Raw genomic sequence first — 26,797 nt, 5'->3', positions numbered from 1 at the left:
CTTTGAAGGCTTTCGATTTTCAAGTCGGCTCGTTCGCCGCAAGCGCGACACTCACCACAACTCAAGTCGGGGATGACTGCCACCACCCAGCGATTGCGCCCAGGCGGATCGCATTGTAAGCCGCTAAGGCCCAGGAGACCCAGCCTCGCAAGGTGGCGAGACCTCGCCACCCTCCTTAGTCGCTCACTACGCACGCTATACACAACCTGCACCAGCGATGCCCGGAGAATCCGGGAGGCGTGGCCTCAGACCTCGGACAGTCCGGCGACCGTCCTGGGCTTACGGAAGCACAGGTAGTAGACCAGGGTCAGTAACAGCAGGAAGGGCACGCCGAACACCAGGGTCATCTTGAACGCCTCGGTGAAGAAGGTGGTGATCATCACCGCCCCCATCAGCACCAGCCCCAACAGGGTGCTGTAGGGAAACAGGCGCATGCGGAACGAGAGCTGCTGCTCGCCATGGCGCTGGTGATAGCGGCGGAAGCAGTAGTGGGTGAGGAAGATCATGAACCAGGTGAAGATCGCGCCGAACATCGAGATCGCCATCATCAGGGTGAACGAGCTTTCCGGGTACAGCACGTTGACCAGGGTCGCCAGGGCGATGCCGGAGCTGGACAGCAGCAGGGCATTGAGCGGAATCCCGCTCTTGCTCAGGGCGCCCATGGACTTGGGTGCGTAACCGGCGCGGGACAGGCTGAACATCATCCGCGTGGTGATGTAGAGCTGGCTGTTCATCGCCGACAGCGCGGCGATCAGGATCACGAAGTTCATCACCCCGGTGGCCCCGGGAATACCGATGGTCTGCATCACCGTGACGAATGGGCTCTGGGCCTTGCCGGCCTGGACCCAGGGCACGATGGCCAGCATCAGCGCCAGGGTCAGCAGGTAGAACACCACCAGGCGCACGATGGTGGCGCGAAACGCCTGCTTCACCGCACGTTGCGGGTCCTTGGCCTCCCCCGCCGCCACCGCGATCATTTCCACGCTCAGGTAACTGAAGATCGACACGATCACCGCGATCCACATGCCCTCGAAGCCATTGGGAAAGAAGCCGCCGTGGGCGCTGTAGTTGTGCACGCCGTAATCGGGGTTGCCGGAGCCGAACACCACATACACCGCGAGGATGATGAAGCCGACGATGGCGGCGATCTTGATGGTGGAGAACCAGTATTCGAAGTTGCCGAAGGTCTTCACGCTGATGGCGTTGAGCAGGATCAGCACGCTGGAGAAGGATATGATCCACACCCATTCCGGAACGTTGGCGAACCAGTACTTCATGTACATGGCGATGGCCGTGACTTCGGCGCCCACCGCCAGAACGATGGCCGCCCAGTAGGCGTAGCGCACCAGGAAACCGGCCAGCGGGCTGACGTAGAACTCGGCATAAGCGCCGAAGGAACCGGAGGTGGAATGGGCCACGGTCATTTCCGCCAGGCAGCCCATGAGGATCAGGGTGATCAGCGCACCGATGGCGTAGCTCAGCAGCACGCTGGGGCCGGCATAGCCGATGGCATAGGCACTGCCCATGAACAGGCCGGTGCCGATGGCCCCGCCGATGGCGATCATGCTCATCTGGCCGGCGGTCAGCTGGCGCCTGAGGCCGTGCTCGCGATTGGAAATCGCTTCGAAACCCTTGTTGGAGGTGGTCACTTTGAGTGCCTCTTTATTGTTGTGTGCACGTATAAATCGATAGGGCAGCTCGTCCTTGTGCCGCTTGCCCGGGTCGCCGCTGGCTGCGGCAACCCAGGGATAAAACCGTCTCAGGTCACGCTGTGACGCACCTGGAATTGCGCCTGGGCCCAGGTTTTTTCATCGAGGATTTCACCGAGAATCTGCACCGATTCCCAGACCTCACTGAAGCGGGTGTAGAGCGGGGTGAAGCCGAAACGCATGATGCGCGGCTCGCGATAATCACCAATCACGCCCCGGGCGATCAGGGCCTGGATCACGGCATAACCTTCAGGGTGTTCGAAGCTCACGTGACTGCCACGCTTGGCGTGATCGCGTGGGGTCACCAGCTTCAGGTCGTGGCCGGCGCAACGCTGTTCCACCAGTTCGATGAACAGGTCAGTCAGGGCCAGGGACTTGCGCCGCAGGCTCTGCATGTCGGTCTGTTCGAAGACCTCCAGGCCGCACTCGACCATGGCCAGCGAAGTGATCGGCTGGGTGCCGCACAGGTAGCGGGCGATACCGCTGGCGGGCTCGTACTGGGTGGCCATGTCGAACTGCCGGGCATGGCCGAACCAGCCGGACAGTGGCTGGGTCACCAGATTGCACAGGGCAGGAGCAACCCAGGCGAAGGCTTGCGAACCCGGGCCGCCGTTGAGGTATTTGTAGGTGCAGCCGATGGCGTAGTCGGCGCCGCTGCGATTCAGCTCCACCGGCACTGCGCCGGCCGAGTGGGCCAGGTCCCAGAGGCTCAGGGCGCCGGCTTCGTGGATCAGCGAGGTGACGGCCTGCATGTCGTGCATGTAGCCGGTCTTGTAGTTGACGTGGGTGAGCATCACCACCGCCACGTCCTGGTCGATCGCCGCCGGCAGTTGTTCCGGGCTGTCCACCAGGCGCAGGGAATAGCCCTGCTCAAGCATCTGGGTCAGGCCCTCGGCGATGTACAGGTCGGAAGGGAAGTTGCTGCTTTCGGAAACGACCACCCGCCGTTCGGGGGCGCGTTCGGCCTGCACCCGCAAGGCCGCGCTGAGCACCTTGAACAGGTTGATGGTCGTGGTGTCGGTGATCACCACTTCGCCGCTGCCGGCGCCGATCAACGGAGCCAGGCGGTCGCCCAGGCGCTGCGGCAGGTCACGCCAGCCGGCGCTGTTCCAGCTGCGGATCAGGCCATCGCCCCACTCCTGCTCGATCACTTGCCGGGCCCGTTCCAGGGCGGCCACGGGGCGCGCACCCAGGGAGTTGCCATCGAGGTAGATCACGCCCTCGGGCAAGGCGAACTGTTGGCGCAGCGGCGCCAGTGGATCCTGTTCATCGAGACGCAGGCAGTGGTTTTTATCGATCATTGGAAGTCCTGTCTTGGTCAAGGTCATGTACGCCTGGCGCGGGCCGGGCACGGGGTCTGGGCGACCCGCAAACCCAGGAAATAATGGACGAAGCCGCAGAGAATTTTCGTGCAAAGTGCAGCGCGTTATCGTACTAATCTCGAATAAAATTCTAATCCTTCAATAAAAAACGCGGATTTATGCCAGCCATGACCCTCGACTCCACCGACCTGCGCATCCTGCACTTCCTGCAACAGGATGGGCGTATCAGCAATCAGGAACTGGCAGAGAAAGTCGCCCTTTCACCCTCCGCCTGCCTGCGCCGCCTGCGCATGCTCGAAGGCGACGGGATCATCAGCGGCTATCGCGCCCAGCTCAACGCCGAGCGCCTGGGGATTGAGTTGGAAGCCATCGTCCATGTGTCCCTGCGCCAGGACGTGGAAGGCTGGCACGAGACCTTTATCAGCAAGGTCCAGCAATGGCCGGAAGTGGTGGCCGCCTACGTGATCACCGGCGCCAGCAACTACGTGCTGCGCATCCGGGCGCGCAACCTCAAGCACTTCTCGGATTTCATCGTCAATCACCTGAACCGCGCGTCCGGGGTTACCGACATCCGCTCGGAAATCGTCCTGCAGAAGATCAAGGAACAGGACGGCCTGCTGGATCTGGTGCTGCGCAAGTAGTCCGTCCTAGAACCCCACCGGGCGCCGTGCCTGGTGGCGCTGAGCCGTGGCGCTCGGCGCCTCGTCGAACAGCTTGCGGTACTCCGCGGAAAACCGCCCCAGGTGGGTAAAGCCCCAGGCCAGGGCAATCTCGGAAATATTGCGCGCCGCGCCGTGTTCGAGAATGTCCTGGCGCACGCCATTGAGTCGATGTCGCTTGAGGTAGGCCATGGGCGACAGGGCAAAGTACTTGCGAAAGGCCTCGAACAGCTTGAAGCGCGAAACGCCGGCGGCGGCTTCCAGGTCCTCCAGGTGCACCGCCTCTCGGGCATGCTCGTGCAGGTACTGGCGGGCCCGCACCAGGTAATGCGGCAGCTTGACCCCGAGCATCGCCTGCAGCTCCGCGGAGTAGTTGTTGGGTTGGGCCAGGATCAGCCCCTTGATCAGGGAGCTCTCGATTTCCCGGGTGAAGGCCAGTTGCTCGTAAAGTTCGTTGCCCTGGGCCAGTTCGCCAATGAAGTGATGCGCCATGCGCCACCAGGCCGCGGCGGCGCCCTGCCGTGCGTCCATGGCAGGCTCGAAGCGCAGCGGCTGCTCGACCGGGCGTTGCAGCAATGCCTCCAGGGCTTCGCTCATGGCCGGCCGGGAAATCACCACCTGCAACTTGCGGCAGTCGCCGGAGATGGCCAGCACCTGGCTTTCGTTGGGGGCAATGATCACCCCCTGGTCAGGGTCCGAACGCAGCAGGCGACCGTCCTTGCTCAGCTCCTGCTCGCCGCACAGGGGCAGGCTCAGGCTGTAGCTGCTGAAGCGCTCGGTGTCCTCAATATCGACGACCACGTCGGTGCCGTATTCGATGATGCCCAGGGTCGTGGCACGTGACCTGAGGACGTTGGCACTGTGGTGGAAACGAATGCGTTCGGGGTTAGCGGTTTCCAGGCGATGCGGCCCACAGATACCCGCCATCCAGCTCCTGGCCCCTTCAAGGTCATAGCGATCGATACGAATCTCGCGAAACAGCCCATCAGCCTTGCTATTCATCACGGCGCACCCACGGCAATTATTATTCAGCGCGCTCTGACGGCGCGTCTTGTGTGACAGGGCAAGTTTTGCGCCAGCCGGCAACGCTGCCAACCCAGTGGATAGCAATCGCCCACTAAGTGGATAACCCGCCCCCATCGTCCTCTCTGGCCGGGCTCACAGTAGCCCATCGGCGCCCCGTGGTGCAGCTGTCGATCGCCGATCCGCTCAAAGGTGGGTCGCAGCTGGGTCACAACTACCCAGGCAATTTTATGGATGGCCTTGGCCGACTAAGCGGATAGCCACCGGCGCCCCGCACTCTCTCTAATGACTGCACCCGATTGACCTAAATAAAAAAGGTACCGACTCATGAGTGGTGCAAGAAGCGTCGAGCAGTGGCAAGACTTCATCCACGGCTGCCTGGACTTCCGCCCCGCGGACGGAGTGTTCCGTATCGCCCGGGAGATGTTCACCGAGCCCGAGCTGTTCGATCTGGAGATGGAACTGATCTTCGAGAAAAACTGGATCTACGCTTGTCACGAAAGCGAACTGCCCAACAACCACGACTTCATCACCATGCGCGCCGGGCGCCAGCCGATGATCATCACCCGCGATGGCGAGGGCCGACTCAATGCCCTGATCAACGCCTGCCAACACCGCGGCACCACCCTGACTCGGGTTGGCAAGGGCAACCAGTCGACCTTCACCTGCCCGTTCCACGCCTGGTGCTACAAGAGCGACGGGCGCCTGGTGAAGGTCAAGGCGCCGGGGGAATACGACGAAGGCTTCGACAAGGCCACCCGCGGCCTTAAAAAGGCCCGCATCGACAGCTACAGGGGCTTTGTCTTCATCAGCCTGGACGTGGCCGCCGACAACAGCCTGGAAGACTTCCTGGGCGACGCGCGGATCTTCTTCGACATGATGGTCGCCCAGTCCCCCAACGGTGAGCTGGAAGTGCTGCCGGGCAAGTCCGCCTACACTTACGACGGTAACTGGAAGCTGCAGAACGAGAACGGCCTGGACGGTTATCACGTCAGCACCGTGCACTACAACTACGTGGCTACGGTGCAGCACCGTCAGCAGGTCAACGCTGACAACGGCACCGGCAGCAGCGCCACCCTGGACTACAGCAAGCTCGGCGCCGGCGACGCCAGCACCGACGACGGCTGGTTCGCCTTCAACAACGGCCACAGCGTGCTGTTCAGCGAAATGCCCAACCCGGCGGTGCGTTCCGGCTACGCCAGCATCATGCCGCGCCTGGTGGAGGAGCACGGCCAGGCCAAGGCCGAGTGGATGATGCACCGCCTGCGCAACCTGAACATCTACCCCAGCCTGTTCTTCCTCGACCAGATCAGCTCCCAGCTGCGGATCATTCGCCCCATCGCCTGGAACAAGACCGAGATCATCAGCCAGTGCATCGGGGTCAAGGGCGAGAGCGACGCCGATCGGGAAAACCGCATCCGCCAGTTCGAGGATTTCTTCAACGTCTCGGGCATGGGCACGCCGGACGACCTGGTGGAGTTTCGCGAGGCCCAGCGCGGCTTCCAGGGACGCCTGGAGCGCTGGAGCGATGTCTCGCGCGGCCATCACCGCTGGGCCACCGGCCCCACCGCCAACAGCGAGAACCTGGGCATCCAGCCGGCCATGACCGGCACCGAAATCACCCATGAAGGGCTGTACGTCAACCAGCACCGCAACTGGCAGAAATTCCTCCTCGACGGCCTGCAGCGCCAGTCCCTGAAACTGCGTGAGGTATGAACATGAATGCGCAATTGCAGTACCAGATCGAGCAATTCTTCTATCGCAAGTGCGAACTGTGCGACGCCCAGGACTGGGACGCCTACCTGCAGCTGTTCGCCGTGGACAGCGAGTTCCACCTGCCGCAATGGGACTCGGAACACGTCTACACCCGGGACCCGAAACGCGAGATGTCGCTGATCTACTACGCCAACCGTTCGGGCCTGGAAGACCGGGTGTTCCGCCTGCGCACCGGCAAGGCGGCCTCGACCATTCCCATGCCGCGCACCCTGCACATGGTCAGCAACCTGCGCATCGCCGAGGGCGACAACGGGCTGCTGCAGGTGCGCCTGAACTGGCACACGCTGTTCTATCGCCTGGCCACCTCCGAGGACTTCTACGGTCACGCCACCTACGACCTCAAGCCCCATGGCGACAGCTGGCTGATCCAGCGCAAGCACGTGCTGCTGCTCAACGACACGATCAACTCGGTGCTCGATTTCTACCACCTCTGACTCGACGGACATCTCTTCATGACGCACAAGGTCGCGTTCAGCTTTGCCGACGGCAAGACCCTGTTCTTCCCGGTCAAGGCCAATGAAATATTGCTCGACGCTGCCCTGCGCAACGGCATCAAGATCCCCCTGGACTGCCGCGAAGGCGTCTGCGGCACCTGCCAGGGCCGTTGCGAGTCGGGCCAGTACAGCCAGGACTATGTGGACGAGGAAGCCCTATCGCCCCAGGACCTGGAGCAACGCAAGATGCTCACCTGCCAGACCCGGGTGCAGTCCGATGCGGCGTTCTACTTCGACTTCGATTCCAGCCTGTGCCACAACGCCGATCCGGTGCGACGTACCGGCTCGGTGATCGACGTGCGCCAAGTCTCGGACAGCACCGCCATCCTGCACCTGGACCTGGGTAGTAGCGAGGCACCGCTGGAGTTTCTCCCCGGCCAGTACGCACGCCTGCAAGTTCCCGGCACCGACAGCAGCCGGGCCTACTCCTTCGCCAACCGGCCGGGGGCGGACAACCAGTTACAGTTCCTGATCCGCCTGCTGCCCGACGGGGTGATGAGCAACTACATCCGCGAGCGTTGCCTGGTGGGCGACAGCATCGAACTGGAGGCGCCGCTGGGGGCTTTCTATCTGCGCCAGATCAGCCGGCCGCTGCTGCTGGTGGCCGGCGGCACCGGGCTGTCGGCGCTGCTGGCGATGCTCGAACAGATCGTCGAGCAGGGCTGCCAGCAACCGGTGCACCTGTACTACGGCGTGCGCCAGAGTGCCGATCTGTGCGAACTGGAGCGTATCCAGGCGCTGGGCGAGCGCCTGCAAGGGTTTCACTTCACCCCGGTGATCAGCGACGCCGACCCGGATTGGTCGGGCAAGCGCGGCTACATCACCGAGCACTTGGACAGCAGCGAACTGCGCGACCAAGACAGCGACCTGTACGTTTGCGGACCGCCACCGATGGTCGATTCGATTCGAACCTGGCTGCAAGAACAGCAACTTAACCGCGTTCAGCTGTATTACGAGCGGTTTACCGAGAGTAATATCTGATCCCGTCAGCATTGAGCCGCGATCGGTCCCGTTCACCACGGGATCGGTCCTGATAACAACTAGAAGAGAGCGCACATTAGTGGATCAAACCTTGCAACAAGGTGAACTCAAGCGTGGCTTGAAGAATCGCCATATTCAGTTGATCGCCCTGGGCGGGGCGATCGGCACCGGACTCTTCCTCGGCTCGGCCGGGGTGCTCAAGTCCGCCGGACCTTCGATGATCCTCGGCTATGCGATTGCCGGGTTCATTGCCTTCCTGATCATGCGCCAGTTGGGGGAAATGATCGTCGAAGAGCCGGTGGCCGGCTCTTTCAGCCACTTCGCCCACAAGTACTGGGGCGGCTACTTCGGCTTTCTCGCCGGCTGGAACTACTGGGTGCTGTATGTCCTGGTGGGCATGGCCGAGCTCACCGCGGTGGGCAAGTACGTGCAGTTCTGGTGGCCGGAAATCCCCACCTGGGTCAGTGCGGCGGTGTTCTTCGTGCTGGTCAACCTGATCAACATGATGAACGTGAAGTTCTTCGGTGAAGCCGAGTTCTGGTTCGCCATCATCAAGGTGGTGGCCATCGTCGGCATGATCGTCCTCGGTTGCTACATGCTGTTCAGCGGCAGCGGCGGCAGCCAGGCGTCGGTGAGCAACCTCTGGTCCCACGGCGGTTTCTTCCCCAACGGCGGCACCGGCCTGCTGATGGCCATGGCCTTCATCATGTTCTCTTTCGGCGGCCTGGAACTGGTGGGCATCACCGCTGCCGAAGCCGCCGAGCCGCGTAAAGTGATTCCCAAGGCCATCAATCAGGTGGTGTACCGGGTGCTGATCTTCTACGTCGGCGCCCTGGCCGTGCTGCTGTCGCTGTATCCGTGGGATGAACTGCTGGTGAGCCTCAACGCCGGCGGCGACGCCTACAGCAGCAGCCCTTTCGTGAAGATCTTCTCGCTGATCGGCAGTGATGCGGCGGCGCAGATCCTCAACTTCGTGGTCCTGACCGCAGCACTGTCGGTGTACAACAGCGGTGTGTACTGCAACAGCCGCATGCTCTATGGCCTGGCCGAACAGGGCGACGCGCCCAAAGCGCTGATGAAGCTCAACAAGCAGGGCGTGCCGATTCTGGCCCTGGGCATTTCCGCGCTGATCACGCTGCTCTGCGTACTGGTCAACTACCTGGCGCCCCACGAAGCGCTGGAGCTGTTGTTCGCCCTGGTGGTGGCTGCACTGATGATCAACTGGGCGCTGATCAGCCTGACCCACCTGCGCTTTCGCAAGGCCATGGCCGAGCAAGGCGTGGTGCCGTCGTTCAGGGCGTTCTGGTCGCCACTGAGCAACTACCTGTGCCTGGCGTTCATGGTGATGATCATCGGCGTGATGTGGATGATCCCGGGCATCCGCGCCTCGGTGTATGCGATTCCGGTGTGGGTCCTGGTGATTTGGGGCTTCTACCGCCTGAGTCATGCACGCAAGGCCGGACAGCCCGCCCTGCACTAAGGCTCAGGGTTGCAACACCCGAAAGCCCGGCCAGGATCAAGGCCGGGCTTTTTTGTCGGCGGCGTAAAAGCGGTCTGCCAATTAGGGTGAATGTGGCCTGAAACAACAGTCCGCCCTCTCTCTAGAATCGACTCCCTCCCGGCACCTGAGCCTGGGAGCCTGTTTCTGGATGGAGAGCGGCTGATGAACAGAACGGCGACAAGCCTACGCTGGACCGATGTTTTCTCGCCCACCGTGGCGGCGCTGATTTCAGTGCTGGTGAACTACGGCGGAACCTTTGTCCTGGTGTTCCAGGCCGCCGAGCTGGCACGGCTGTCACCGGCCCAGACCGCGTCCTGGGTCTGGGCGGTGTCGGTCGGTGTCGGCCTGACCGGGCTGTGGCTGAGCCTGCGTTACAAGGCGCCAATCATCACTGCCTGGTCCACACCCGGCGCGGCGTTCCTGGCCACGGTGATGCCGTTCACGCCCTATGCCGAGGTGATCGGTGCCTACCTGATCTCGGCCCTGGGCTTTATGCTGCTGGGTGCCACGGGGGCCTTCGACAGGCTGGTGCGGATGATCCCCAAGGGCATCGCCGCCGGCCTGCTGGCGGGCATTCTGCTGCAGTTCGGGATCAATGCCTTTGGCGGCGCCAGCGCCGACCCGCTATTGGTGACAGTGCTGTTGGTGTCCTACGCCCTGCTGCGGCGTTTCACCTCGCGCTTTGCCGTGGTGGGCATCCTGGTCATCGGCCTGGGGCTGCTCATCGCTCAGCAGCGGATCGACTTTTCTGCAGTGCACTTGAGCCTGGCCGTGCCGGTATTCACCGCGCCGCAGTTCTCCCTGCAGGCCTTGCTCGGAGTGGCCTTGCCGCTGTTCGTCATCACCCTCACCGGCCAGTACATGCCCGGCATGCTGGTGTTGCGCAATGACGGCTACAGCACCAGCGCCAATCCAGTGCTCACGGTCACCGGCCTGGGTTCGCTGCTGATGGCACCGTTCGGCGCCCATGCCTTCAACGTGGCGGCCATTACCGCGGCGATCTGTACCGGCAAGGACGCCCATCCTGACCCGAAAAAACGCTACATCGCCGGTATCGCCTGCGGGCTGTTCTACATCCTGGTGGGCACCTTCGGCGTGACCCTGGCCAGCCTGTTCATGGTGCTACCCAAGACCTTTATCAGCGCCCTGGCGGGCCTGGCGCTATTGGGGGCCATCGGCGGCAGCCTGGCCAATGCCATGGCCGACGCGGCCACCCGGGAAACCGCACTGATCACCTTCCTCGCCACCGCGGCCAACGTCACCCTGCTCGGGGTCGGCGGTGCCTTTTGGGGGCTGGTGGCCGGCTTGACCGCGCACCTGCTGATCCATGGCCGGGCCACTCTGTTGACCGCCCGTACCGTCAAACCCTGAAGGCCAGCGCCTGGCTAGGCCTTTCTCAGGGCCTGGGCCAGGCGTGCCATGGTCGTTTCGATTTCATGGGCGCTCAGCGAGGCGTAGCCCAGCAACCAGCCTGGCTGCTTGTGCTCCCCGGCATACAGCCGGCCGAGCCCCGGCAACTGGATGCCGGCCCTGGCGGCTCGTTGCTGGGTCAACGCTTCGCTCCAGCCGGGCTCCAGCAGGCAAGGAATCTGCAACCCGCCCGGTGGCGGCAAGGCCACGGCAATGCCCTGCAAATGCCGCCCGATGGCATCGAGCATGGCTTGCCGACGCTCGGCGTACAGCTTGCGCATGGCCCGCACATGGGCGTTGTAGTGCCCCTCCTCCATGAACCGCGCCAAGGTCAGCTGGAGGATCTGCGGCGTGTGCCCGTCCATGATGCTGCGGGCCGCGCTGAAGGCGCTCACCAGCTCGCTGGGCAGGGCCATGTAGCCCATGCGCAGGCCCGGGTAGAGGGTCTTGCTGAAGGTGCCGATGTAAAGGGTGCGCTGATACGGGTCCAGGCCCTGGACACAGGCGGTGGGCAAACCGTCGTAGTGGAACTCGCTGTCGTAGTCGTCCTCGATGATCCATTTCTCCTGCTCGGCGGCCCAGCGGGTCAGTTCCAGGCGGCGCTCCAGGGACAGGGTGACGCCCGTGGGGTACTGATGGGACGGCGTCACATAGACACAGCGGGCGCCACTGCGGTCGGCCCGCAGCAGGTCGGTGCGAATGCCCTGGCTGTCGACATCGATGGGCACGATGCGCGCCTCGGCGGCCTCGAATGCCTTGCGTGCGCCGAAGTAGCCCGGGTTCTCCAACAGGATCGGCTTGCCGGCGTCCACCAGCAGTTGCGCGCACAGAAACAGCGCCTGGCGGGTACTGCTCAGCACCAGGATCTGCTCGGGCTGCACCTTGGCTCCGCGCTCCAGGTTCAGGTAGGCGGCAATGGCCTTGCGCAGGGGCAGCGCGCCCTGGGGATCGCCATGCAGCAGTACATTGGCGCGGTAATCCTTCAGCGCCTGGCGTTGCAGGCGTTCCCAGACATCCAGCGGGAAGCTGCGGGTTTCCGGCAGCCCGGTAGCAAAGGCGGTGACGGCCTGCTGATCGCTGACGCCGCCCCTTTGCAACAGCAGCGCGCCACGCCGGCTCAGGCCCGCCCCAGGCTCTCGGCTGTGCCCAGGCTGCCCCTGCAACTGCTGGCGGCGGCGGACCGAGCCGCGCAACTGGGCACCGATGGCTTCACAGACATAACTCCCCGAACCTTCGCGGCGCTGGATAAAACCGTCGCGCTGCAACTGCACATAGGCGTTTTCCACGGTGTCCCGGGAGACCGCCAGCGACTTGGCCAGGGCCCGACTGGCCGGCAACTTCACCCCAGGCCCCAAGGCGCCATCGAGGATCAGCCCGCGCAACGCACGCTGAATGCGCTGGTGCAGGTCCAGAGGGCGGAACTCAGGGTCGCTGAGGCGCATCTTGAGGGTTTCAAGCTCGAAGGTACGGGACATGTGGTCTGCCTGGGAGAGTAAAAAATCTGCGCTGAAGGCAGCCACTTTATCTCCAGAGCGCAACTGTCGCCAATGCCTACCGCTCTGCAACGACCTCTGTAGCCGCTGCCGCAGGCTGCACTAAGGTCCGCAGGACCTTCCAGACCTCAAGAGCGCGTCTGCTGCGCAGGCGATCGCAGCCTGCGGCTGCGGCGACATTAGGGATTCAGGCAATCAGACGCCGGCAGGCAAATGAAAACGCCCCGGCAGGCGGAGCGTTTTGCGGATCAGAGCGAGGATCGCACTCGCCACAACTCGGGGAACAGCACGGTGTCGAGCATCTTGCGCAGGTAGCCCACGCCTTCGGTGCCGCCGGTGCCAGGCTGAAAGCCGATGATGCGCTCCACGGTGGTCACGTGACGGAAGCGCCACTGGCGGAAGGAGTCCTCCAGGTCGATGAACTTTTCCGCCAACTGATACAGGTCCCAATAGGCCGAAGGGTTGGCGTATACCTCGCGCCAGGCCGCCTCCACCGACGGGTCATGCTGAGTCGTGGTGGTGCTGTTCAGGGCCAGGCGCGCGGGGTCGATGCTCAAGCCGCTGCGAGCCATCAGGGCAATCGCTTCGTCATACATGGACGGCGTGGCAATCGATTCTTCCAGGGACTGCAGCAGCTCGGGACGGTGGGCGTGGGGCCGCAGCAGGGCCGCGCTCTTGTTGCCGAGGATGAATTCGATTTCCCGGTACTGGAACGACTGGAAGCCCGAGGACTGGCCCAGGTACGGGCGGATCGACTTGTACTCGGACGGCGTCATGGTGGCCAGCACGGCCCAGGCGTGCACCAGTTGGTCGAAGATCCGCGACACCCGCGCCAGCATCTTGAACGCCGGGGGCAACTGGCCCTGGCGCACCTGCTCGCGGGCGGCCTTGAGCTCATGAAGCATCAGCTTCATCCACAGCTCCGAAGTCTGGTGCTGGATGATGAAGAGCATTTCGTTGTGGTCCGGCGACAGCGGATGCTGGGCGCTGAGAATACGCCCCAGGTCCAGGTAGTCGCCGTAGCTCATGGAATCGGAGAAATTCAGCTCGGCGTTATGCCATTCATCCGGTGGGTTGCTTGAAAAAGGACATTGGCTCATGGCGTGGGCTCCTCGCCTCAGGCAGCGGTTACCACCCGCAGGCTGTGCAACCCGGGGCGGGATGCACAACGGCGCGGACGGCCAGCTGTGTATTTATTGTAGGAATCAATCGGCCAGGGGGCGCAGGATCGCCCGCACCGGACTGGCATCCAGGTGGGCAAAGCGCAGTGGCAGGGCAATCAGTTCGTAGTCACCTTCGGCAACCTCATCCAGGACTATCCCCTCAAGGATCGCCATGCCGTGGCGAGCCACGGTGTTATGAGCATCCATGGTCTTGGACTGCTGGGGATCGAGGGACGGGGTGTCGATGCCGATCAGGCGCACGCCGAGGCTGGCCAGCAGTTCGATGGTGGCTGGAGCTACCGCGGTAAAGTCCGGGTCCCACGTGCTCAGCGGCGCCTGTGGATAAGTGCGTAGCAAGACTCGCGCAGGCAAGTTGTCCAAGCGTCCGAGCACGGCTTCGGGCTGCACCAGGGCGCCGCTGTCCAGGCAATGCAGGACCCGGCACGGGCCCATGTAGACATCCAGCGACACTTCGCCGATGGGCAAGCCGTCCGGCCGGTAATGCAGGGGTGCGTCGACATGGGCGCCAGTGTGGGGCGACAGGGTTACGCGTCCGACATTCACCGGGCATTCGGGCCCGAACTGCCAGACGCGCTCCTCCTGGAACGGCGTGTCCCCCGGCCAGGTCGGGGTCGCGGTACTCAAAGGCGGGCTGATATCCCACCAGCGTGGTGTATTTTCCATTCGTGCGGCTCTCGGTCACTCCGGACTGAATGATACGAGCGATACCAGTAAAGATTCTTGCGAAATAACTCGGGCATCGTCAGATATTTCGCAAATCCTGCTAAAAAACCGCCCTTTGTCGAGGGAATGTTTCAAGCGCCAGCCGCCCGTTACCCCCCAGCCGGCAGCAACTCTCGCATTGCGCTTCTGGATACCCCGAGGTCGAGAACAGACATCCCCCTGAACGTCGGGCGCTATAGGGTGCGTCTTCAGTTCTCTGCCCGCTAGGAGCACAGCATGTCGCAACCCATTACCGTTCTGCGCGATACCCATCCACTGCCCGTCCTCGACGCCTGCAAGTGGGAAAAACTCGAGGGCGATCCCCACACCGTCAACCTCAACGCCTACACCAGCGAGGACGGCAGCAAGATCATGGGCACCTGGATCTGCACCCCGGGCAAGTGGCGAGTGGCCTATGAGAAGTGGGAGTACTGCCATTTCCAGGAAGGGTACTGCGTGATCACCCCGGATGGCCGCGATCCCATCCACTTGCGTGCCGGCGATATCTTCGTGGTGGAACCCGGGATGAAAGGCACCTGGGAGGTGGTGGAAACCGTGCGCAAATACTTCGTGTTTGCCTGAGTCAGAACACACCGGGGGGCCCCTTCGACCCGGGCTCCCCTTCCGGCATTGCCATTGAACACAACGCACCCCGCCAAATGTCTATATAATCACTGCCAAATGGCAAAGGCAGGAGTAGCACTCATGGTTGCGCTGACAGGCACCGGCATTGCCCCCAAGCGGCGGGGCAAACTGGTATTGAAAGAACAGTCTGCGGACATCCTCCTGGGTGGCCGGGCACGGTTTGACGACCGCATTTCGATCTATCGCTTGACCGAGGAAGGCATCCCTCTGACGGCGATCATCAAGTTCGTCTCCTCGGTCCCCATGCTCAAGGACGAACAGGTCCTGGCCAAGATCATCGGCCTCTCCGAACGCACCCTGCATCGGCGCCTGAAAACCCCGGACGAACCCCTGAACCCGGAGCAGAGTGCCCGCGCGGTACGCTTTGCCCAGGTGCTGGCCAAGGCCCAGGACGTCTTCGGCAGCAGTGAAGAGGCACAGGACTGGATGGCCAAGCCGGTAATGGGCCTCGACGGCCATAAACCGGTGGATCTGCTGACCAACCCCATCGGCTTCGAACTGGTGGACGAGTTCCTCACCCGCCTGGAATACGGGGTCTATCAGTGATCAGTATTCCGGGCAGCAGCGAGATTCATTTCTGGCGACTGGACGCCGCCCGGCACGCCGACAGCTGGGACAGTGGCATCGGTGCCGAGCTGTGCGGCGGCCGCTGGAACTCCAAAGGGGTGAAGGCCGTGTATGGCAGCGCCGATCCGGCCACGGCGATTCTGGAAGTGGCGGTGCACAAGGGCTTTGCCGCACTGGATAACGTGCCCCATGTCCTCACTGGCGCCCTGATCCAGGACCCGTCGACCATCTACCGCGTGGATGAACGCAGCCTGCCCAATCCCAACTGGCTGATCCCGGGCATCCCCAGTGCCGGCCAGCAGAAATTCGCCGACCAGTTGCTGGCCGACCATCCATTCGTGCTAGTGCCCTCATCGGTGTCCCGGCACAGCTGGAACATTCTGATCAATCCATTGCTGGCCAAAGGGCTGTACCAGGTGGTGATCCAGGAACGCTTCGGCCTCGACACCCGTCTCAACCCTCCCCCGCACACCGCTGCCAATCGCCCGAACTGAACCCACAAAAAAGCGGGAACCTGCCCGACGCAGATTCCCGCAAACGCCCCGGCTGAAGGGGCCGCGTTCAACACCAATCTTCGCCAGGCTTGAAATCACTGCGGCCCTTCGGGCCGTTCGCAGCCTGCGGCAGCGGCTACACCCATCCTTGTAGCCGCTGCTGAGCCCGCGAAGCTGCGAAAAGGACCGCAGGGCCTTGCTTGGCGCTATCCAGCTTTGAGATCGCTGCGTCCGTTCGCAGCCTGCGGCAGCGGCTACACAATCTTTGCCTTACTGCGGTTTGCGGTAGCTGTTGACGATGGCCGAGAAGTCCTTGCCGCCTTCCCCACGCTGGCTCATGGCCTGGTACAGCTGCTGGGCCACGGCGCCGAGCACCACCGGCTGATGCGCCTGGCGCGCGGCCTCGGTGGCCAGCCCCAGGTCCTTGAGCATCAGCTCGGCACCAAAGCCGCCGGTGTAGCCCCGGGAGGCCGGGGCGGTTTCAATCACTCCAGGCCACGGGTTGTAGGTATCGGAACTCCAGCAACGGCCGGTGGAGCTGTTGATGATCCCGGCCAGCACCTGGGTATCGATGCCCAGGGCATCCCCCAGGGCCATGGCTTCGCTGACGCCGATCATCGAAATCCCCAGCAGCAGGTTGTTGCAGATCTTGGCAATCTGCCCGGTGCCCACTTCGCCGCAATGCACGATGTTGCGCCCCATCTGCGCCAGCACTGGCTGCAGGGTGGCGAACAGCTCGGCACTGGCGCCGACCATGAAGGTCAGGGTCCCGGCCTGGGCACCACCGGTGCCGCCGGACACCGGCGCATCGGCCATGGCCACACCTTGCTTGGCAGCCACAGCGGCCACTTCACGAGCGGTCTGCGGGTCGATGGTACTGCAGTCCACCGCAGGGACGCCGCGACCAATCCCCGCCAGCACCCCGTCTTCACCCAGCCACACACTGCGCACATGGGCCGCGGCCGGGAGCATGGTGATCACCAGTTCGGCGCCTTCGGCGGCCGCTTTGGGCGAAGCAGCAACGCGCCCGCCCAGTTGCGCCAACTCCGCCAGCACGCTCTGGTTGAGGTCGAACAGGTTCAGCTGATGCCCGGCCTTGATCAGGTTGCGGGCCATGGGTGCGCCCATGTTGCCCAGGCCGATAAATGCAATGTTCATGTCAGGCTCCTCAACGCAGGCTGATGGTGGTGTTCACACCGTCGTTGACGCTGTCATCGTCGAACCAACGGGCGGTGACGGTCTTGGTCTGAGTGTAGAACTGCACCACTTGCTTGCCGTACGGGCCCAGGTCACCGAGCTTGGAGCCGCGGGAGCCGGTGAAGCTGAAGAACGGAACCGGCACCGGAATCGGGATGTTGATGCCCACTTGGCCGACGTCGATTTCGCTCTGGAACTTGCGCGCCGCCGCACCGCTCTGGGTGAACAGGCCGGTGCCGTTGCCGAAGGGGTTGGCGTTGACCAGGGCGATGGCCTGATCCAGGGTGTCCACCTCCAGCACCACCAGCACCGGGCCGAAGATTTCCTGGGTGTAGATCTGCATAGAGGGGGTCACCCCGGAGAACAGGGTCGGGCCGATGAAGTTGCCTTGCTCGTAGCCCGGGACCTGGATGCCGCGGCCATCGAGCTCCAGCTTGGCGCCTTCTTTCACGCCGCTTTCGATCAGCTCCAGAATCCGCGCCTTGGCGCGCTTGGACACCACCGGGCCAACATCGGTGCCCGGCTCGCTGCCGGCGTTGACCTTGAGTTTCTGCGCCAGGGCCTTGAGGTCCGGCAGCCATTGTTTCGAGGCGCCCACCAGCACCACCACCGAGGTGGCCATGCACCGCTGACCAGCAGCGCCGAAGCCTGCGCCCACCAGGGCATTGAGGGTCTGTTCGCGGTTGGCGTCGGGCAGCACCACGGCGTGGTTCTTGGCGCCCATCATCGATTGCACACGCTTGCCGTGCTTGCCCGCCAGGTCATAGACGTGAGTGCCGACCGCGGTCGAACCGACGAAGGACACGGCTTTGATGTCCTTGTGAGTGCACAGCGCATCCACCACGTCCTTGCCGCCGTGCACCACGTTGAGCACGCCGGCCGGGACCCCGGCTTCCACCGCCAGCTCCACCAGCAGCATGGTGGACAGCGGGTCCTGCTCGGAAGGCTTGAGGACGAAGGTGTTGCCGCAGGCGATGGCCATCGGGAACATCCACAGCGGGATCATCGCCGGGAAGTTGAACGGGGTGATCCCGGCGCACACACCGATCGGCTGGCGCAGGGTATAGGTGTCCACACCGCCGGCGACGTTCTCGGCGAACTCGCCCATCTGCAGGGTGCCGATGGAGCAGGCATGCTCCACCACTTCCAGGCCGCGGAAGATGTCACCCTCGGCGTCGGCGAGGGTCTTGCCCTGTTCGGCGCTGAGGACTGCGGCAATGCGCTTGGAATGCTCACGGATCAAGGCCTGGAGCTTGAGCATGATGCGCATCCGCGCGCCGATCGGGGTCAGTTTCCAGGTCTGGAAGGCACGCTGGGCGGCGGCGATCGCGGCATCGACTTCAGCGGCGGTGGCAAAGGGCACCTTGGCCAGCACTTCCTGGGTCGCCGGGTTGACGATGTCGTGCCATTCCTGGCTCTGGGACTGGACCCATTCACCGTCGATCAGCAGTTTGACCTGTTGCAGGGTGGTGCCGTCGGGCTTGAGGGATGCGTTCATGGGGTCTCCTGACTTCTTGAGTTCTTATGCAGGGAACCAAGGCGGGCAAACGCCTTGAAAGAGGGGGCTGTCGCGAGTTGGTGTCGGACGGTTTTTGGAGTATAGATGTGCAAACTTCTAATAAGAACGCACATAAAAACCGGTCCATCATGCAAAAAAACATCACCTCGCTAAGCACCCTGAACTGGGACGACCTGAAGTTTTTCCTCGAAGTGGCGCGCACCCGCAAGGCCAGCAGCGCGGCCAAGCGCCTGGCGGTGGACTACACCACGGTGTCGCGACGCATCGGTTCGCTGGAAACCGCCCTGGGCACCCTGTTGTTCGAAAAGTCCCGCACCAACGGTTTTGTTCTGACCGCCGAGGGCCAGCGCCTGCTGGGTTATGCCGAGTCCATCGAAAGCACCCTGCACATGGCGTGCGAGCAGGTCTCGGGTTCTGGCGTGGCGCTGTCCGGTCACGTACGCATGGGCTGCACCGAGGGCTTCGGCAGCTTCTTCATCACCCCGCAGTTGAGCCACTTCCTCGATGAGTACCCGGCGATCTCAGTGGACATCCTGCCGCTGCCGCACTTCATCAGCCTGTCCAAGCGCGAGGCGGACATCGTCATCGCCCTGGAACGCCCGGAGCACGGCCCCTACGTGTGCTGCAAGCTGTGCGACTACCGCCTGCAGCTATACGCCACCCAGGAATACCTCGACCGCCACCCGCCGATCCGCCGCCCCGGCGACCTGAGTGAGCATCAATTCATCAGCTACGTGGACGACCTGGCGTTCAGTTCCGAGCTGCTGTACCTGGCCAATGTGGTGCCCGGGGCCAGCGCCAACCTGCGCAGCACCAGCGTCATTGCCCAGTACGTGGCGGCGCAGCAGGGCCGCTCGCTGGCGATCCTGCCGTGCTTCCTGGCGGCCCAGGACCCGCGCCTGCTGCCGGTGCTGCCCAAGGAGATCAACCTGACCCGGCAATTCTGGATGTACTGCCGGGAGGATCTCAGGAAGCTCAAAAGGATCACTCTGTTATGGGATTACATAAGAGAGATCACAGAGCTGAACAGCCCGTTATTGCTGGGCCAAACGAGGGTCCTTCGGTTCACAGACTGAGCGTCTGCAAGGAATAAGGGAAGCTCATCGTAACGGGGTCAACAGTCTCTTGGCAACGGATTGTGACAGGGGTTGGCGCAGGACTTGTGACATCCGAAAGGGGCCTCACGGTGACACATAGGCGCGATAAGCCCCCAATTCTGGCCCCGGTGGTGGACGCCCATGCGAGGGCATACAGGGGGGAACGCGCAAGGAGTAACTCAGTGAGGTGATGTCTCGAAAATTTCTGTCAGATCCCATTGAGGAGCTCAAAGAATCAGTTCAGAAAACCACATGAGGGAATCTGCGCGAGGGGGTTGCTGAAAGTCCTACCAGCCTATAGCTTCAGATCTTAGGCATGGCGAGATGCCATCCCCATCTATCCATGGGGAGTCGGCCAGTCGGGTTACGCCCTAATAGAATCAAGGAAGAACAGCATGTCCTCAATCGTACCAACGCCCCCTGAGCCAGCACTTCCAGCACTACTCTCAACGGTGCTGCCCGCATTAACCTCGCTGACGACAGCACTTGGAATCCCAAGAACCGTTCTGGCAAGCGATGAGGAAATAGAGTACGCATGGCGAGATTTGCCACGTGAGCTTAGAGACATACCGGCGCCGTTGCGTGGTGAGTTGGTTGCAAGAATGTGTGTTGCGGTAAGCACTGGCCTTTTTGACAGTGCTATGAATTACATCTGGAACGCTGCCATTTTGCAGCTACGTACAAAAATACGAAACTTTGGCCTGCCTATAGTTGCTCAAATTCTTCAGTCAGATTTTGAGGAAAAGCATCTATTGGAACTGCAAGATAGCCGACTCCTTGAACTTTCATTGAAGCTAAATCTGGTCAACGAGGACGGTTTTTTCTTCCTCGATCAGTGCCGTGATGTCCGGAACAATTTCTCTGCTGCACACCCCACTATTGGGACAGTAAATGATCGTGAATTCACGACATTCCTCAATAGATGTGTCCGCTACGCGCTTGCAGACGCCTCTTCACCACGAGGAGTCGACATTGGCGCTTTCATCACTGCGATCAAAGGTGCGCGGTTCAACGCGAATCAGAATGGCGTTTGGGTGCAACGTCTTTCCGAAACTCACGATGCTCAGCGACAAATGCTGATCGTTATGGTGCATGGAATTTATTGTGATCCCAACACGTCCGAGCCATCTCGACTCAACGCATTAGACGTTTGCAGCGCTCTCAAAAATGGATTCACTGCTGACCTTCGATCAGATCTCGTGAACAAGCACAGTGAGTATGCAGCCAAGGGAGATGAACCACGCCATACAGCTTCGCTCCAGTTCTTCGAGAAGCTTGGACTCCTAACTCTTCTGAACGAATCCGAACAGCACGCGGTTTTTTACCGAGCAATTGATCGGCTATGGAACGTCCACAACGGCGCGAACAATTTCTATAACGAGCCTCCTTTTGCAGAGCGGCTTTTAGAGCTCTCAAAACAAAGTGCTATCCCTGAGACTACCCAAGAGAAATTTGTACAAGTAGTTGTCTGCTGCATTATCGGGAATGGGTACGGTGTATGCTGGGCAGCAGTACCAAGTTACGAGCAACTCATTCGCTCTTTCTCACCCCGAGAGGTTGCTATGATGATTGGATTAGCAGCCACGCCGGCAACCACACTCGCTCGCAGAGTATCGAGCCATGCTTCTTGCCGCCAAAGATTTAAGCAAACGCTAACACTCATAGACCCTGCAAGTGTCCCAAGCAGCGTAAAAGCGACATATGATTTTTATATGAAGTAAACAACCCAACTTTACTCAAAGGCTAACACACGAGCTTGCAAGCTCAAGCTGCAAGTTAAAGGAGAACTGAGCCGTGGCGGAAAACCTACCTTACAGCACGTCTGTTGGAACACTCATTAACATGCTGGAAAAGATAAAGTCAGCATCCGTTCCCGAGAGAGTCACTCAAGACTTTGTTTCGACAAAGTTAGCAATGAAAGGCGGAACCGCCGCCGCTTGCATTCCATTTCTAAAAAAGATGGGATTTGTAGCAAGCGACGGAACTCCGACCGACTCGTACAAAGAGTTCAGAAACCCGAAAAAATCAAGAATCGCAGTCGGTAAAGCCTTCAAAAAGCTTTATCAAAAACTTTATGAGATGAATGAATACGTCCACGACGCTTCTGACCAAGAGATACTTGGCTTAATTGTGGAATGTACAGGCGGCGAAAAAGACTCATCAGCAACAAAAGCAACACTAACGACTCTTAATGCACTTAGAAAAATCTCGGATTTCGACATTGAAAGCGACGACGCAATCGAAGCGATAGAGTCAACCAACGGCAGAGCAATACCAATTGAATCAACTCAACCAACACCTTCTCAGTTTCAGATACCGCCACAACACAGCTCCGGCAGTAAGGGAATCAACCTCGCCTACACAATCAACCTAAATCTGCCAGCAACCAAAGACATAGAAGTATTCAATGCCATATTTAAAAGCCTAAAAGAACACATTCTCGGAAACTAATATGGCCTTCGAAGAAACAGTAAAAGCATTTGGCATGACCAACATGCTAATTGAGTCAGAAATAGATCAACTGGAAAAAAGTCTCTCCATAAAGCTTCGCAACGAAATTAGCAAAGAGGAAGGACAAAACGAAATCGAGAAAGCCTACTTCCCCCAGTTTGCAGAAACCTTGCGAATAGAGGCTGCGGAAATGGCCCGAAGCTACGAACTCTTTTATTGCCTCGAAAAAACTATCCGACGGCAAATAACGGAAATCTTGGAACTTAACCAAGGTGCTAACTGGTGGAACGACAAAACCATCCCTCAACAAATTTTCACTGACGTAAAAAAACGAGTACAACGAGAGCGAGAGTCAGGTATCACTCCGCGCTCCTCAGACCAACTCGACTACACCAACTTTGGAGAGCTCGGAGAGATAATAAAATCAAACTGGCAAATATTTGCAAGTGTATTTAACAACATAAAAGCAGTTGAGAAAATCATGTCCAACCTCAACTCACTCAGGAATCCAATCGCGCACTGCAGCATGCTTGCAGAGGATGAAAAACTCAGACTCGACCTCAGCCTTCGTGATTGGTTCCGGCTGGCGGAATGAACCGAAACCTTACTTTATTAGGTAGTCAGCGTGTTTGTTTTTGATGTCGATGATGTTCATATTTACATATTGGCTGCCTTCTGGCCGACCTCCACGCCCCAGCTACTCGACCCCACAAAAGGTTTGAGCGTGGTTCCAGAAGGCAAGCCAATAGGGCGAGTAGGTTGTTTTGCATGAGACCCAGAGCAGGCGGTCAGGTCTACAAGTGTCTTTTGTGATGAGGGGAATCATGGTCGCAAGACCGTTCCCAAACTCAGAGGGAAGTCCAAAGAGGAAACTTGAAGTTTTTATTTAAGGAGGGATGTTGTTATCACAAAAATTATCCCTTCACAGAGGGTCCAGTAAGCATAAGCAGCTCACAAAGAGGTAAAGAGGAGATCAAGGAGACCCGAAGGCTTTTCTTATAAATGCGGGTTTAATTCGAATCTCCCAGAGTACGAAGATCGTAGTGCAACTTGGTCAAAACATCCGGAGCTGGGATTGTAAGTTCGTCGATCCACGGGTTCTCGCCAGACGGATAGTCATCATTCATTTCGGCAATCAGACTTGGAGGTCTGGTCTGCATCATAAACGGGACTGCCAACTCTATGGCCTTCATGTAGCGCTGAGCCTGTGACTGGCTGTAGCCGAAAAGCTCCTGCACGCCAGCTGTGGTTACCTCATCAAGCATCTCAAGGATCACAAAGCATTTCGTAACTGACAACGGCATGGATTTCCCACCAGTGTCGATGGGGCGAGCGTGCCAGTCCAGCCTTGCGATTCCCTCTACGATGTCCTGCGCAAAGCCTGCGTATCGACCATAGTAGGTGGTCGGGCCAAGGTAGGTGAAAAACGGATTCTTGATTGTTTTGGATTTCCGACCTCGGTTGCCGGTCTTGGAGGCGGCCTTCGTGACTGGCCTCGGGGGGATCTCGCTGCGCGCAATGTAGATAGCTATCAAACGATCTGTTCGGGCTCCGATACGTTTGTCCAACTCGAACAATTCAGCAGGTGTCAGCATGCAGTGGTTCCTCATCAGTAAGTAAGTCAGACGGGATGTCTTTCTTCCCTAAAGTGAGGGGTTTTGCAGAACGTCTACATAGAAAAGGCGCTGCTACGCTCATTCAGCAAGATCACACTCCTGCGAGAAAATCAAAATTGACACAGCGACGCGCAGTAGCAAAAACCCACCCATGACACAGACAATAATTTGGTTTATTGAGCATTTACCGTCTTTGCGGATGGTCCAACCTCATGAATTACCCGGTTTAAGTACAGGTAGTTTTTCAGCGGGGGCGTTGTAGACAGCCCACTCTATTCCTCCAGTTATCTCTGCCATTTTATAAATCACCTGGCGCCGCTCCATATTTTCTACGTGCGCGCGCATTCGAGACAGAATGTCGTTAGCCTGGGCACATTCAACTTCATCAAGCTCATCTGAAGAAACTGTTCGCTTGCCCTTCTTTGGCTTCCTATTTGGCCCAGTGGTTTTGACCCAAGATATAAGGCCATTGGCGGCGCTCACAAAATCAGAGTTCGACCCAAACGGACTCACGATCATGGTAACTGTCATGAGATTGCTGGTGATATCACACCACATGCTTAAGATTTCCTCCCCGGACGGTGTCGGACCCACGACGTAAGTGCAGCGCTCAAGGTACCCACAAACTGTTTGGTCATAAGACTTTTGAGGCAACAATGAAAACTTAGCCGTGTGAGGCGTTTACCCGGTGGTACGTTTTCAGTTTCCAAGTATCCTCCCCCGCACGGTTTTAACTTACAGCTTGAACAACTCCTCAAGCATCTCGGCAATGGTCTCAACAGGAACGCCAGAGCCGTAGGTGTCAAACGTAATCGTACCAGACGCATGCCCCATCACCGCCTGAGCATGAGTCGTAGGAACCCCTTTAGCCTGCATCAGCGACGCCAGCGAATGGCGCAACGAGTGGAACACCAAACCGGGCCCAAAGGACTCCCCAAGAGCCGCAGGGATTGCTTGCTGATTCACCCATTCACCACCCGCCCTATAGCTAATTTGGGCCAACGGTCCGGAACTGTTGGCTCTGCACAACTCCACGTACCGCAAGAACGCCGCGAGGTCGAACCCGTAAGCACCATCAGTCAACGGCACCAATCGCTCGCTGCGTTTGTTCTTGATGGACTTCCCTTCACCCGTTTCATTGATATGAATGACGGTAATACCCGACTCAAGTGCCTGAACATCGCCGGTGGTCAACTGCGAGATTTCGTTGAGACGACCGCCAGTGATAACCCCAAGGCTCAATAGCCAGCGCTTCCACGAGGTCTCTGGCAAGCCGTTCGCGTAGCTCATCAGCTTGGCTATATGGTCCTGGCTGAACGCCTTACGGCTCGACTCAACACCTTTGGTGAACTTGAGTTTCTTATCGAAGGACTTGTCGAGGTGACCATTTTCTACCGCCCAATTCAGGACCGCAGAAAGCTTCATCAACATCTGATTCACCGTTGAAGGCTTTCGTGTCGCTACAAGCTTGTCCCTCAGTCCTACAAGATCCTCACGGGTGTGGCTTCTCAGGTCCAAAGGACCCAGGGCATCTCGAAGGACTCCGTGTGTGAATTTGGTCGTGCTGAGAGTGCTGGGTTTCTGTTCTCCCGCGCGGTCTGCCAAGTAAAGAGCTGAAAGGGCTTCAAACGTCAGCGCTGGACGTAATACAGATAAGGACACAGGAACAATGGCGTCGCGTTTCAAGTTGTCCACCGAGCCGCCCTCAAGATCCCGGATGATCTTCACCAACGGCACTGAGTCACCCTGTAACCGATCCTGAGCAGCGACCATCACTTGCTTTGCCCGTGAGACGTGTTCGTGCTGATCGATACTGAGCGGCATCGTGGCGGAAATCTCAGTTAGATTCATTCCCACGTCTTCGTACAAGTCGCCCCAGTGGCTCAGCGAATGGACATCATGAGCAGATGACAACAATCCCTCTGCGATCACCAACAGGCGCTCTCTCAGCTCATGCCAAGTGGCTGCCGGGTTATCCAGATGGAAAGCCTTGATGGTTTCTGCAAGGCGTCGTGAAGCGTCCATAGCGGCCTTTCTGTCAGTAGTCTTGAGTGAAACGGACGCAGTGCGGGTGATGCTGCCGGTTTCGCGAAGGCGCAGATAGTAAATGCCATTACGCCGATAGTGGTAGAGCTTGGCGAGCTTCGTTCTCGGCCTCAATGAGATCAGCGGTTTTGTGACAGCGTTTGTGACAGCAGGTCGAGTTGCAAAGAAGGTCATGGTGGTCAGCCCCCGTAATCATTGGGTTAACCCTTACTTCCTTGCAATTCTGGATGTACTGCCGCGAAGACCTGCGCAAACTGAAGCGGATTACCCTGTTGTGGGATTACATCCGCGAGGTGACCGAGCAGAATCGGCCGCTGCTCATGGGGGACAGTCGCAGCATGCTGTTCGCCGCCCCCTGATCTTTAGCGGCCACAAAGCTAAAGCCGCAAAAATGTGGATCGCCGATCAGTCGGCGATCACCACGATCGACACCCGGCGGTTCTCGGTGCGCCCGGCTGCGGTGCTGTTGGAAGCCACCGGCTCGCTGCTGCCCAGACCGCGCAGCTGGATGTTCTCTTCACGCATGCCGACCTGGGTCAGCACCTTGACCACGCTCTTGGCCCGGCGCACGGAAAGCTGCACGTTGTAGGCCTCCTTGCCCGAAGCGTCGGTGTGGCCATCGACCCGGACCTTCTGGATATCCACACTGAGCAGGGCCTTGCCGATGCGCTGGACGATCTCGGTGCTGGCCTGGTTCAGGGTCTCCACATCGCTGCCAAACAGCACCTTGCCCGACAGGCCGAAGGCCCAGCCTTCATCCGTCAGTTCGAAGCCCTCCTGTTTCAGTACCGCGATCTGCTGTGGAGTCAGACCTTTGGGCGGCACGCTCTGGCAGCCGGTCAGGGCCAAGAGGGCCATCAATACCAGGGTGCTGAACAGTCGAACCGTACGTTGCGTCATTGAGAACAAGG

Annotated in this window: 24 protein-coding genes and 2 pseudogenes; 14 read left to right on the top strand and 12 right to left on the bottom strand. The window is 59.9% G+C overall.

Features of this window, described 5'->3' with window-relative positions; translation table 11 throughout:
* Window positions 1-235 precede the first annotated feature (235 nt).
* Window positions 236-1,649, bottom strand: a pseudogene (locus tag KHO49_RS04870) (amino acid permease); the annotation flags it as partial.
* A gap of 110 nt (window positions 1,650-1,759) precedes the next feature.
* Window positions 1,760-3,010, bottom strand: coding sequence for a kynureninase (gene kynU / locus KHO49_RS04865; RefSeq protein WP_213664699.1), 1,251 nt, complete (start codon window positions 3,008-3,010; stop codon window positions 1,760-1,762).
* Between the two features lie 188 nt (window positions 3,011-3,198).
* Here kynU and KHO49_RS04860 point away from each other — a divergent pair, with 188 nt between their 5' ends.
* Window positions 3,199-3,672, top strand: coding sequence for an Lrp/AsnC family transcriptional regulator (locus KHO49_RS04860; RefSeq protein WP_102878281.1), 474 nt, complete (start codon window positions 3,199-3,201; stop codon window positions 3,670-3,672).
* Between the two features lie 6 nt (window positions 3,673-3,678).
* On the opposite strand, the gene KHO49_RS04855 is transcribed toward KHO49_RS04860, so the two are convergent.
* Complete coding sequence (locus KHO49_RS04855; RefSeq protein WP_213664698.1) at window positions 3,679-4,692, bottom strand: AraC family transcriptional regulator; 1,014 nt, start codon at window positions 4,690-4,692, stop codon at window positions 3,679-3,681.
* A 348-nt stretch (window positions 4,693-5,040) separates the two neighbouring features.
* Here KHO49_RS04855 and antA point away from each other — a divergent pair, with 348 nt between their 5' ends.
* The 5 genes from antA (at window position 5,041) to KHO49_RS04830 (ending at window position 10,836) form a co-directional block, all read left to right on the top strand.
* Window positions 5,041-6,429 (top strand): anthranilate 1,2-dioxygenase large subunit, encoded by a 1,389-nt coding sequence (antA, locus tag KHO49_RS04850; RefSeq protein ID WP_213664697.1) that lies wholly within the window; start codon window positions 5,041-5,043, stop codon window positions 6,427-6,429.
* Window positions 6,430-6,431: 2 nt separating this feature from the next.
* Window positions 6,432-6,923 (top strand): anthranilate 1,2-dioxygenase small subunit, encoded by a 492-nt coding sequence (antB, locus tag KHO49_RS04845; RefSeq protein WP_047301590.1) that lies wholly within the window; start codon window positions 6,432-6,434, stop codon window positions 6,921-6,923.
* An 18-nt stretch (window positions 6,924-6,941) separates the two neighbouring features.
* Window positions 6,942-7,964: an anthranilate 1,2-dioxygenase electron transfer component AntC gene (gene antC / locus KHO49_RS04840; protein WP_213664696.1), complete on the top strand. Its 1,023-nt coding sequence runs from the start codon at window positions 6,942-6,944 to the stop codon at window positions 7,962-7,964.
* A gap of 79 nt (window positions 7,965-8,043) precedes the next feature.
* The gene (locus KHO49_RS04835) at window positions 8,044-9,444 is read left to right on the top strand and encodes an amino acid permease (protein WP_110595947.1); all 1,401 of its coding nucleotides are present in this window, start codon (window positions 8,044-8,046) and stop codon (window positions 9,442-9,444) included.
* Window positions 9,445-9,627: 183 nt separating this feature from the next.
* A complete protein-coding gene (locus KHO49_RS04830; protein WP_123393804.1) occupies window positions 9,628-10,836 on the top strand; it encodes a benzoate/H(+) symporter BenE family transporter in 1,209 nt (402 codons plus the stop codon).
* Between the two features lie 14 nt (window positions 10,837-10,850).
* Here the strand turns inward: KHO49_RS04830 and pdxR are convergent, their stop codons facing one another.
* The 3 genes from pdxR to kynB form a co-directional block, all read right to left on the bottom strand.
* Window positions 10,851-12,350 carry a MocR-like pyridoxine biosynthesis transcription factor PdxR gene (gene pdxR, locus KHO49_RS04825; protein ID WP_170004361.1) on the bottom strand — a complete coding sequence of 500 codons (1,500 nt, stop codon included), beginning with the start codon at window positions 12,348-12,350 and terminating at the stop codon, window positions 10,851-10,853.
* Window positions 12,351-12,616: 266 nt separating this feature from the next.
* On the bottom strand, window positions 12,617-13,468 hold the full coding sequence (gene kynA / locus KHO49_RS04820) for a tryptophan 2,3-dioxygenase (protein WP_102861023.1): 852 nt from the start codon (window positions 13,466-13,468) through the stop codon (window positions 12,617-12,619).
* A gap of 105 nt (window positions 13,469-13,573) precedes the next feature.
* The gene (kynB, locus tag KHO49_RS04815; protein WP_102861022.1) at window positions 13,574-14,215 is read right to left on the bottom strand and encodes an arylformamidase; all 642 of its coding nucleotides are present in this window, start codon (window positions 14,213-14,215) and stop codon (window positions 13,574-13,576) included.
* A 276-nt stretch (window positions 14,216-14,491) separates the two neighbouring features.
* Between kynB and KHO49_RS04810 the strand changes: the two genes are divergently transcribed.
* The 3 genes from KHO49_RS04810 to KHO49_RS04800 all read left to right on the top strand — a co-directional run bounded on the left by KHO49_RS04810 (window position 14,492) and on the right by KHO49_RS04800 (window position 15,960).
* Complete coding sequence (locus tag KHO49_RS04810; protein WP_102861021.1) at window positions 14,492-14,836, top strand: cupin domain-containing protein; 345 nt, start codon at window positions 14,492-14,494, stop codon at window positions 14,834-14,836.
* Between the two features lie 123 nt (window positions 14,837-14,959).
* A complete protein-coding gene (locus tag KHO49_RS04805) occupies window positions 14,960-15,445 on the top strand; it encodes an Xre family toxin-antitoxin system antitoxin (protein WP_102861020.1) in 486 nt (161 codons plus the stop codon).
* Window positions 15,442-15,960, top strand: a complete 519-nt coding sequence (locus KHO49_RS04800; protein ID WP_213664695.1) for an RES family NAD+ phosphorylase — start codon at window positions 15,442-15,444, stop codon at window positions 15,958-15,960. The genes KHO49_RS04805 and KHO49_RS04800 overlap by 4 nt, the downstream gene beginning before the upstream one ends.
* A 270-nt stretch (window positions 15,961-16,230) precedes the next feature.
* On the opposite strand, the gene mmsB is transcribed toward KHO49_RS04800, so the two are convergent.
* Window positions 16,231-17,118 (bottom strand): 3-hydroxyisobutyrate dehydrogenase, encoded by an 888-nt coding sequence (gene mmsB / locus KHO49_RS04795; protein ID WP_102861018.1) that lies wholly within the window; start codon window positions 17,116-17,118, stop codon window positions 16,231-16,233.
* A 10-nt stretch (window positions 17,119-17,128) separates the two neighbouring features.
* Window positions 17,129-18,655 (bottom strand): CoA-acylating methylmalonate-semialdehyde dehydrogenase, encoded by a 1,527-nt coding sequence (locus tag KHO49_RS04790; RefSeq protein WP_102878272.1) that lies wholly within the window; start codon window positions 18,653-18,655, stop codon window positions 17,129-17,131.
* 149 nt (window positions 18,656-18,804) lie between these two features.
* Here KHO49_RS04790 and KHO49_RS04785 point away from each other — a divergent pair, with 149 nt between their 5' ends.
* The 4 genes from KHO49_RS04785 to KHO49_RS04770 all read left to right on the top strand — a co-directional run bounded on the left by KHO49_RS04785 (window position 18,805) and on the right by KHO49_RS04770 (window position 22,819).
* Window positions 18,805-19,752 (top strand): LysR family transcriptional regulator, encoded by a 948-nt coding sequence (locus KHO49_RS04785; protein ID WP_213664694.1) that lies wholly within the window; start codon window positions 18,805-18,807, stop codon window positions 19,750-19,752.
* A gap of 416 nt (window positions 19,753-20,168) precedes the next feature.
* A complete protein-coding gene (locus KHO49_RS04780) occupies window positions 20,169-21,494 on the top strand; it encodes a hypothetical protein (protein ID WP_213664693.1) in 1,326 nt (441 codons plus the stop codon).
* Window positions 21,495-21,567: 73 nt separating this feature from the next.
* Window positions 21,568-22,224 carry a DUF5343 domain-containing protein gene (locus KHO49_RS04775; protein WP_213664692.1) on the top strand — a complete coding sequence of 219 codons (657 nt, stop codon included), beginning with the start codon at window positions 21,568-21,570 and terminating at the stop codon, window positions 22,222-22,224.
* A 1-nt stretch (window position 22,225) separates the two neighbouring features.
* Entirely contained in the window at window positions 22,226-22,819 is a 594-nt protein-coding gene (locus tag KHO49_RS04770) for a Swt1 family HEPN domain-containing protein (protein WP_213664691.1), read from the top strand.
* 415 nt (window positions 22,820-23,234) lie between these two features.
* Here KHO49_RS04770 and KHO49_RS04765 read toward each other — a convergent pair whose 3' ends face one another.
* The 3 genes from KHO49_RS04765 to KHO49_RS04755 form a co-directional block, all read right to left on the bottom strand.
* Window positions 23,235-23,819, bottom strand: coding sequence for a hypothetical protein (locus KHO49_RS04765; protein ID WP_213664690.1), 585 nt, complete (start codon window positions 23,817-23,819; stop codon window positions 23,235-23,237).
* Window positions 23,820-24,050: 231 nt separating this feature from the next.
* Window positions 24,051-24,398, bottom strand: a complete 348-nt coding sequence (locus KHO49_RS04760) for a hypothetical protein (protein WP_213664689.1) — start codon at window positions 24,396-24,398, stop codon at window positions 24,051-24,053.
* Between the two features lie 177 nt (window positions 24,399-24,575).
* Window positions 24,576-26,060, bottom strand: a complete 1,485-nt coding sequence (locus KHO49_RS04755; protein ID WP_502937855.1) for a tyrosine-type recombinase/integrase — start codon at window positions 26,058-26,060, stop codon at window positions 24,576-24,578.
* Window positions 26,061-26,101: 41 nt separating this feature from the next.
* Here KHO49_RS04755 and KHO49_RS31465 point away from each other — a divergent pair.
* A pseudogene (locus KHO49_RS31465) lies at window positions 26,102-26,245 on the top strand (LysR family transcriptional regulator); the annotation flags it as partial.
* A 46-nt stretch (window positions 26,246-26,291) separates the two neighbouring features.
* Here the strand turns inward: KHO49_RS31465 and yfiB are convergent.
* Window positions 26,292-26,786 (bottom strand): outer membrane lipoprotein YfiB, encoded by a 495-nt coding sequence (gene yfiB / locus KHO49_RS04745; RefSeq protein WP_102878270.1) that lies wholly within the window; start codon window positions 26,784-26,786, stop codon window positions 26,292-26,294.
* Window positions 26,787-26,797: the final 11 nt, after the last annotated feature.

The sequence above is a fragment of the Pseudomonas sp. RC4D1 genome, assembly GCF_018390395.1.
Classification (GTDB): Bacteria; Pseudomonadota; Gammaproteobacteria; order Pseudomonadales; family Pseudomonadaceae; genus Aquipseudomonas; species Aquipseudomonas danubii.
Note: the sequence above shows the minus strand (reverse complement) of the source record. Positions and strands in the feature narration are given on the sequence as shown.

What these genes read in the sequence shown, in the direction of transcription:
- kynU (WP_213664699.1), bottom strand. Translation starts at nt 3,010, where the DNA reads ATGATCGATAAAAACCACTGCCTGCGTCTCGATGAACAGGATCCACTG.
- KHO49_RS04860 (WP_102878281.1), top strand. Translation starts at nt 3,199, where the DNA reads ATGACCCTCGACTCCACCGACCTGCGCATCCTGCACTTCCTGCAACAG.
- KHO49_RS04855 (WP_213664698.1), bottom strand. Translation starts at nt 4,692, where the DNA reads ATGAATAGCAAGGCTGATGGGCTGTTTCGCGAGATTCGTATCGATCGC.
- antA (WP_213664697.1), top strand. Translation starts at nt 5,041, where the DNA reads ATGAGTGGTGCAAGAAGCGTCGAGCAGTGGCAAGACTTCATCCACGGC.
- antB (WP_047301590.1), top strand. Translation starts at nt 6,432, where the DNA reads ATGAATGCGCAATTGCAGTACCAGATCGAGCAATTCTTCTATCGCAAG.
- antC (WP_213664696.1), top strand. Translation starts at nt 6,942, where the DNA reads ATGACGCACAAGGTCGCGTTCAGCTTTGCCGACGGCAAGACCCTGTTC.
- KHO49_RS04830 (WP_123393804.1), top strand. Translation starts at nt 9,628, where the DNA reads ATGAACAGAACGGCGACAAGCCTACGCTGGACCGATGTTTTCTCGCCC.
- pdxR (WP_170004361.1), bottom strand. Translation starts at nt 12,350, where the DNA reads ATGTCCCGTACCTTCGAGCTTGAAACCCTCAAGATGCGCCTCAGCGAC.
- kynA (WP_102861023.1), bottom strand. Translation starts at nt 13,468, where the DNA reads ATGAGCCAATGTCCTTTTTCAAGCAACCCACCGGATGAATGGCATAAC.
- kynB (WP_102861022.1), bottom strand. Translation starts at nt 14,215, where the DNA reads ATGGAAAATACACCACGCTGGTGGGATATCAGCCCGCCTTTGAGTACC.
- KHO49_RS04810 (WP_102861021.1), top strand. Translation starts at nt 14,492, where the DNA reads ATGTCGCAACCCATTACCGTTCTGCGCGATACCCATCCACTGCCCGTC.
- KHO49_RS04805 (WP_102861020.1), top strand. Translation starts at nt 14,960, where the DNA reads ATGGTTGCGCTGACAGGCACCGGCATTGCCCCCAAGCGGCGGGGCAAA.
- mmsB (WP_102861018.1), bottom strand. Translation starts at nt 17,118, where the DNA reads ATGAACATTGCATTTATCGGCCTGGGCAACATGGGCGCACCCATGGCC.
- KHO49_RS04790 (WP_102878272.1), bottom strand. Translation starts at nt 18,655, where the DNA reads ATGAACGCATCCCTCAAGCCCGACGGCACCACCCTGCAACAGGTCAAA.
- KHO49_RS04785 (WP_213664694.1), top strand. Translation starts at nt 18,805, where the DNA reads ATGCAAAAAAACATCACCTCGCTAAGCACCCTGAACTGGGACGACCTG.
- KHO49_RS04780 (WP_213664693.1), top strand. Translation starts at nt 20,169, where the DNA reads ATGTCCTCAATCGTACCAACGCCCCCTGAGCCAGCACTTCCAGCACTA.
- KHO49_RS04770 (WP_213664691.1), top strand. Translation starts at nt 22,226, where the DNA reads ATGGCCTTCGAAGAAACAGTAAAAGCATTTGGCATGACCAACATGCTA.
- KHO49_RS04765 (WP_213664690.1), bottom strand. Translation starts at nt 23,819, where the DNA reads ATGCTGACACCTGCTGAATTGTTCGAGTTGGACAAACGTATCGGAGCC.
- KHO49_RS04760 (WP_213664689.1), bottom strand. Translation starts at nt 24,398, where the DNA reads ATGTGGTGTGATATCACCAGCAATCTCATGACAGTTACCATGATCGTG.
- KHO49_RS04755 (WP_502937855.1), bottom strand. Translation starts at nt 26,060, where the DNA reads ATGACCTTCTTTGCAACTCGACCTGCTGTCACAAACGCTGTCACAAAA.
- yfiB (WP_102878270.1), bottom strand. Translation starts at nt 26,786, where the DNA reads ATGACGCAACGTACGGTTCGACTGTTCAGCACCCTGGTATTGATGGCC.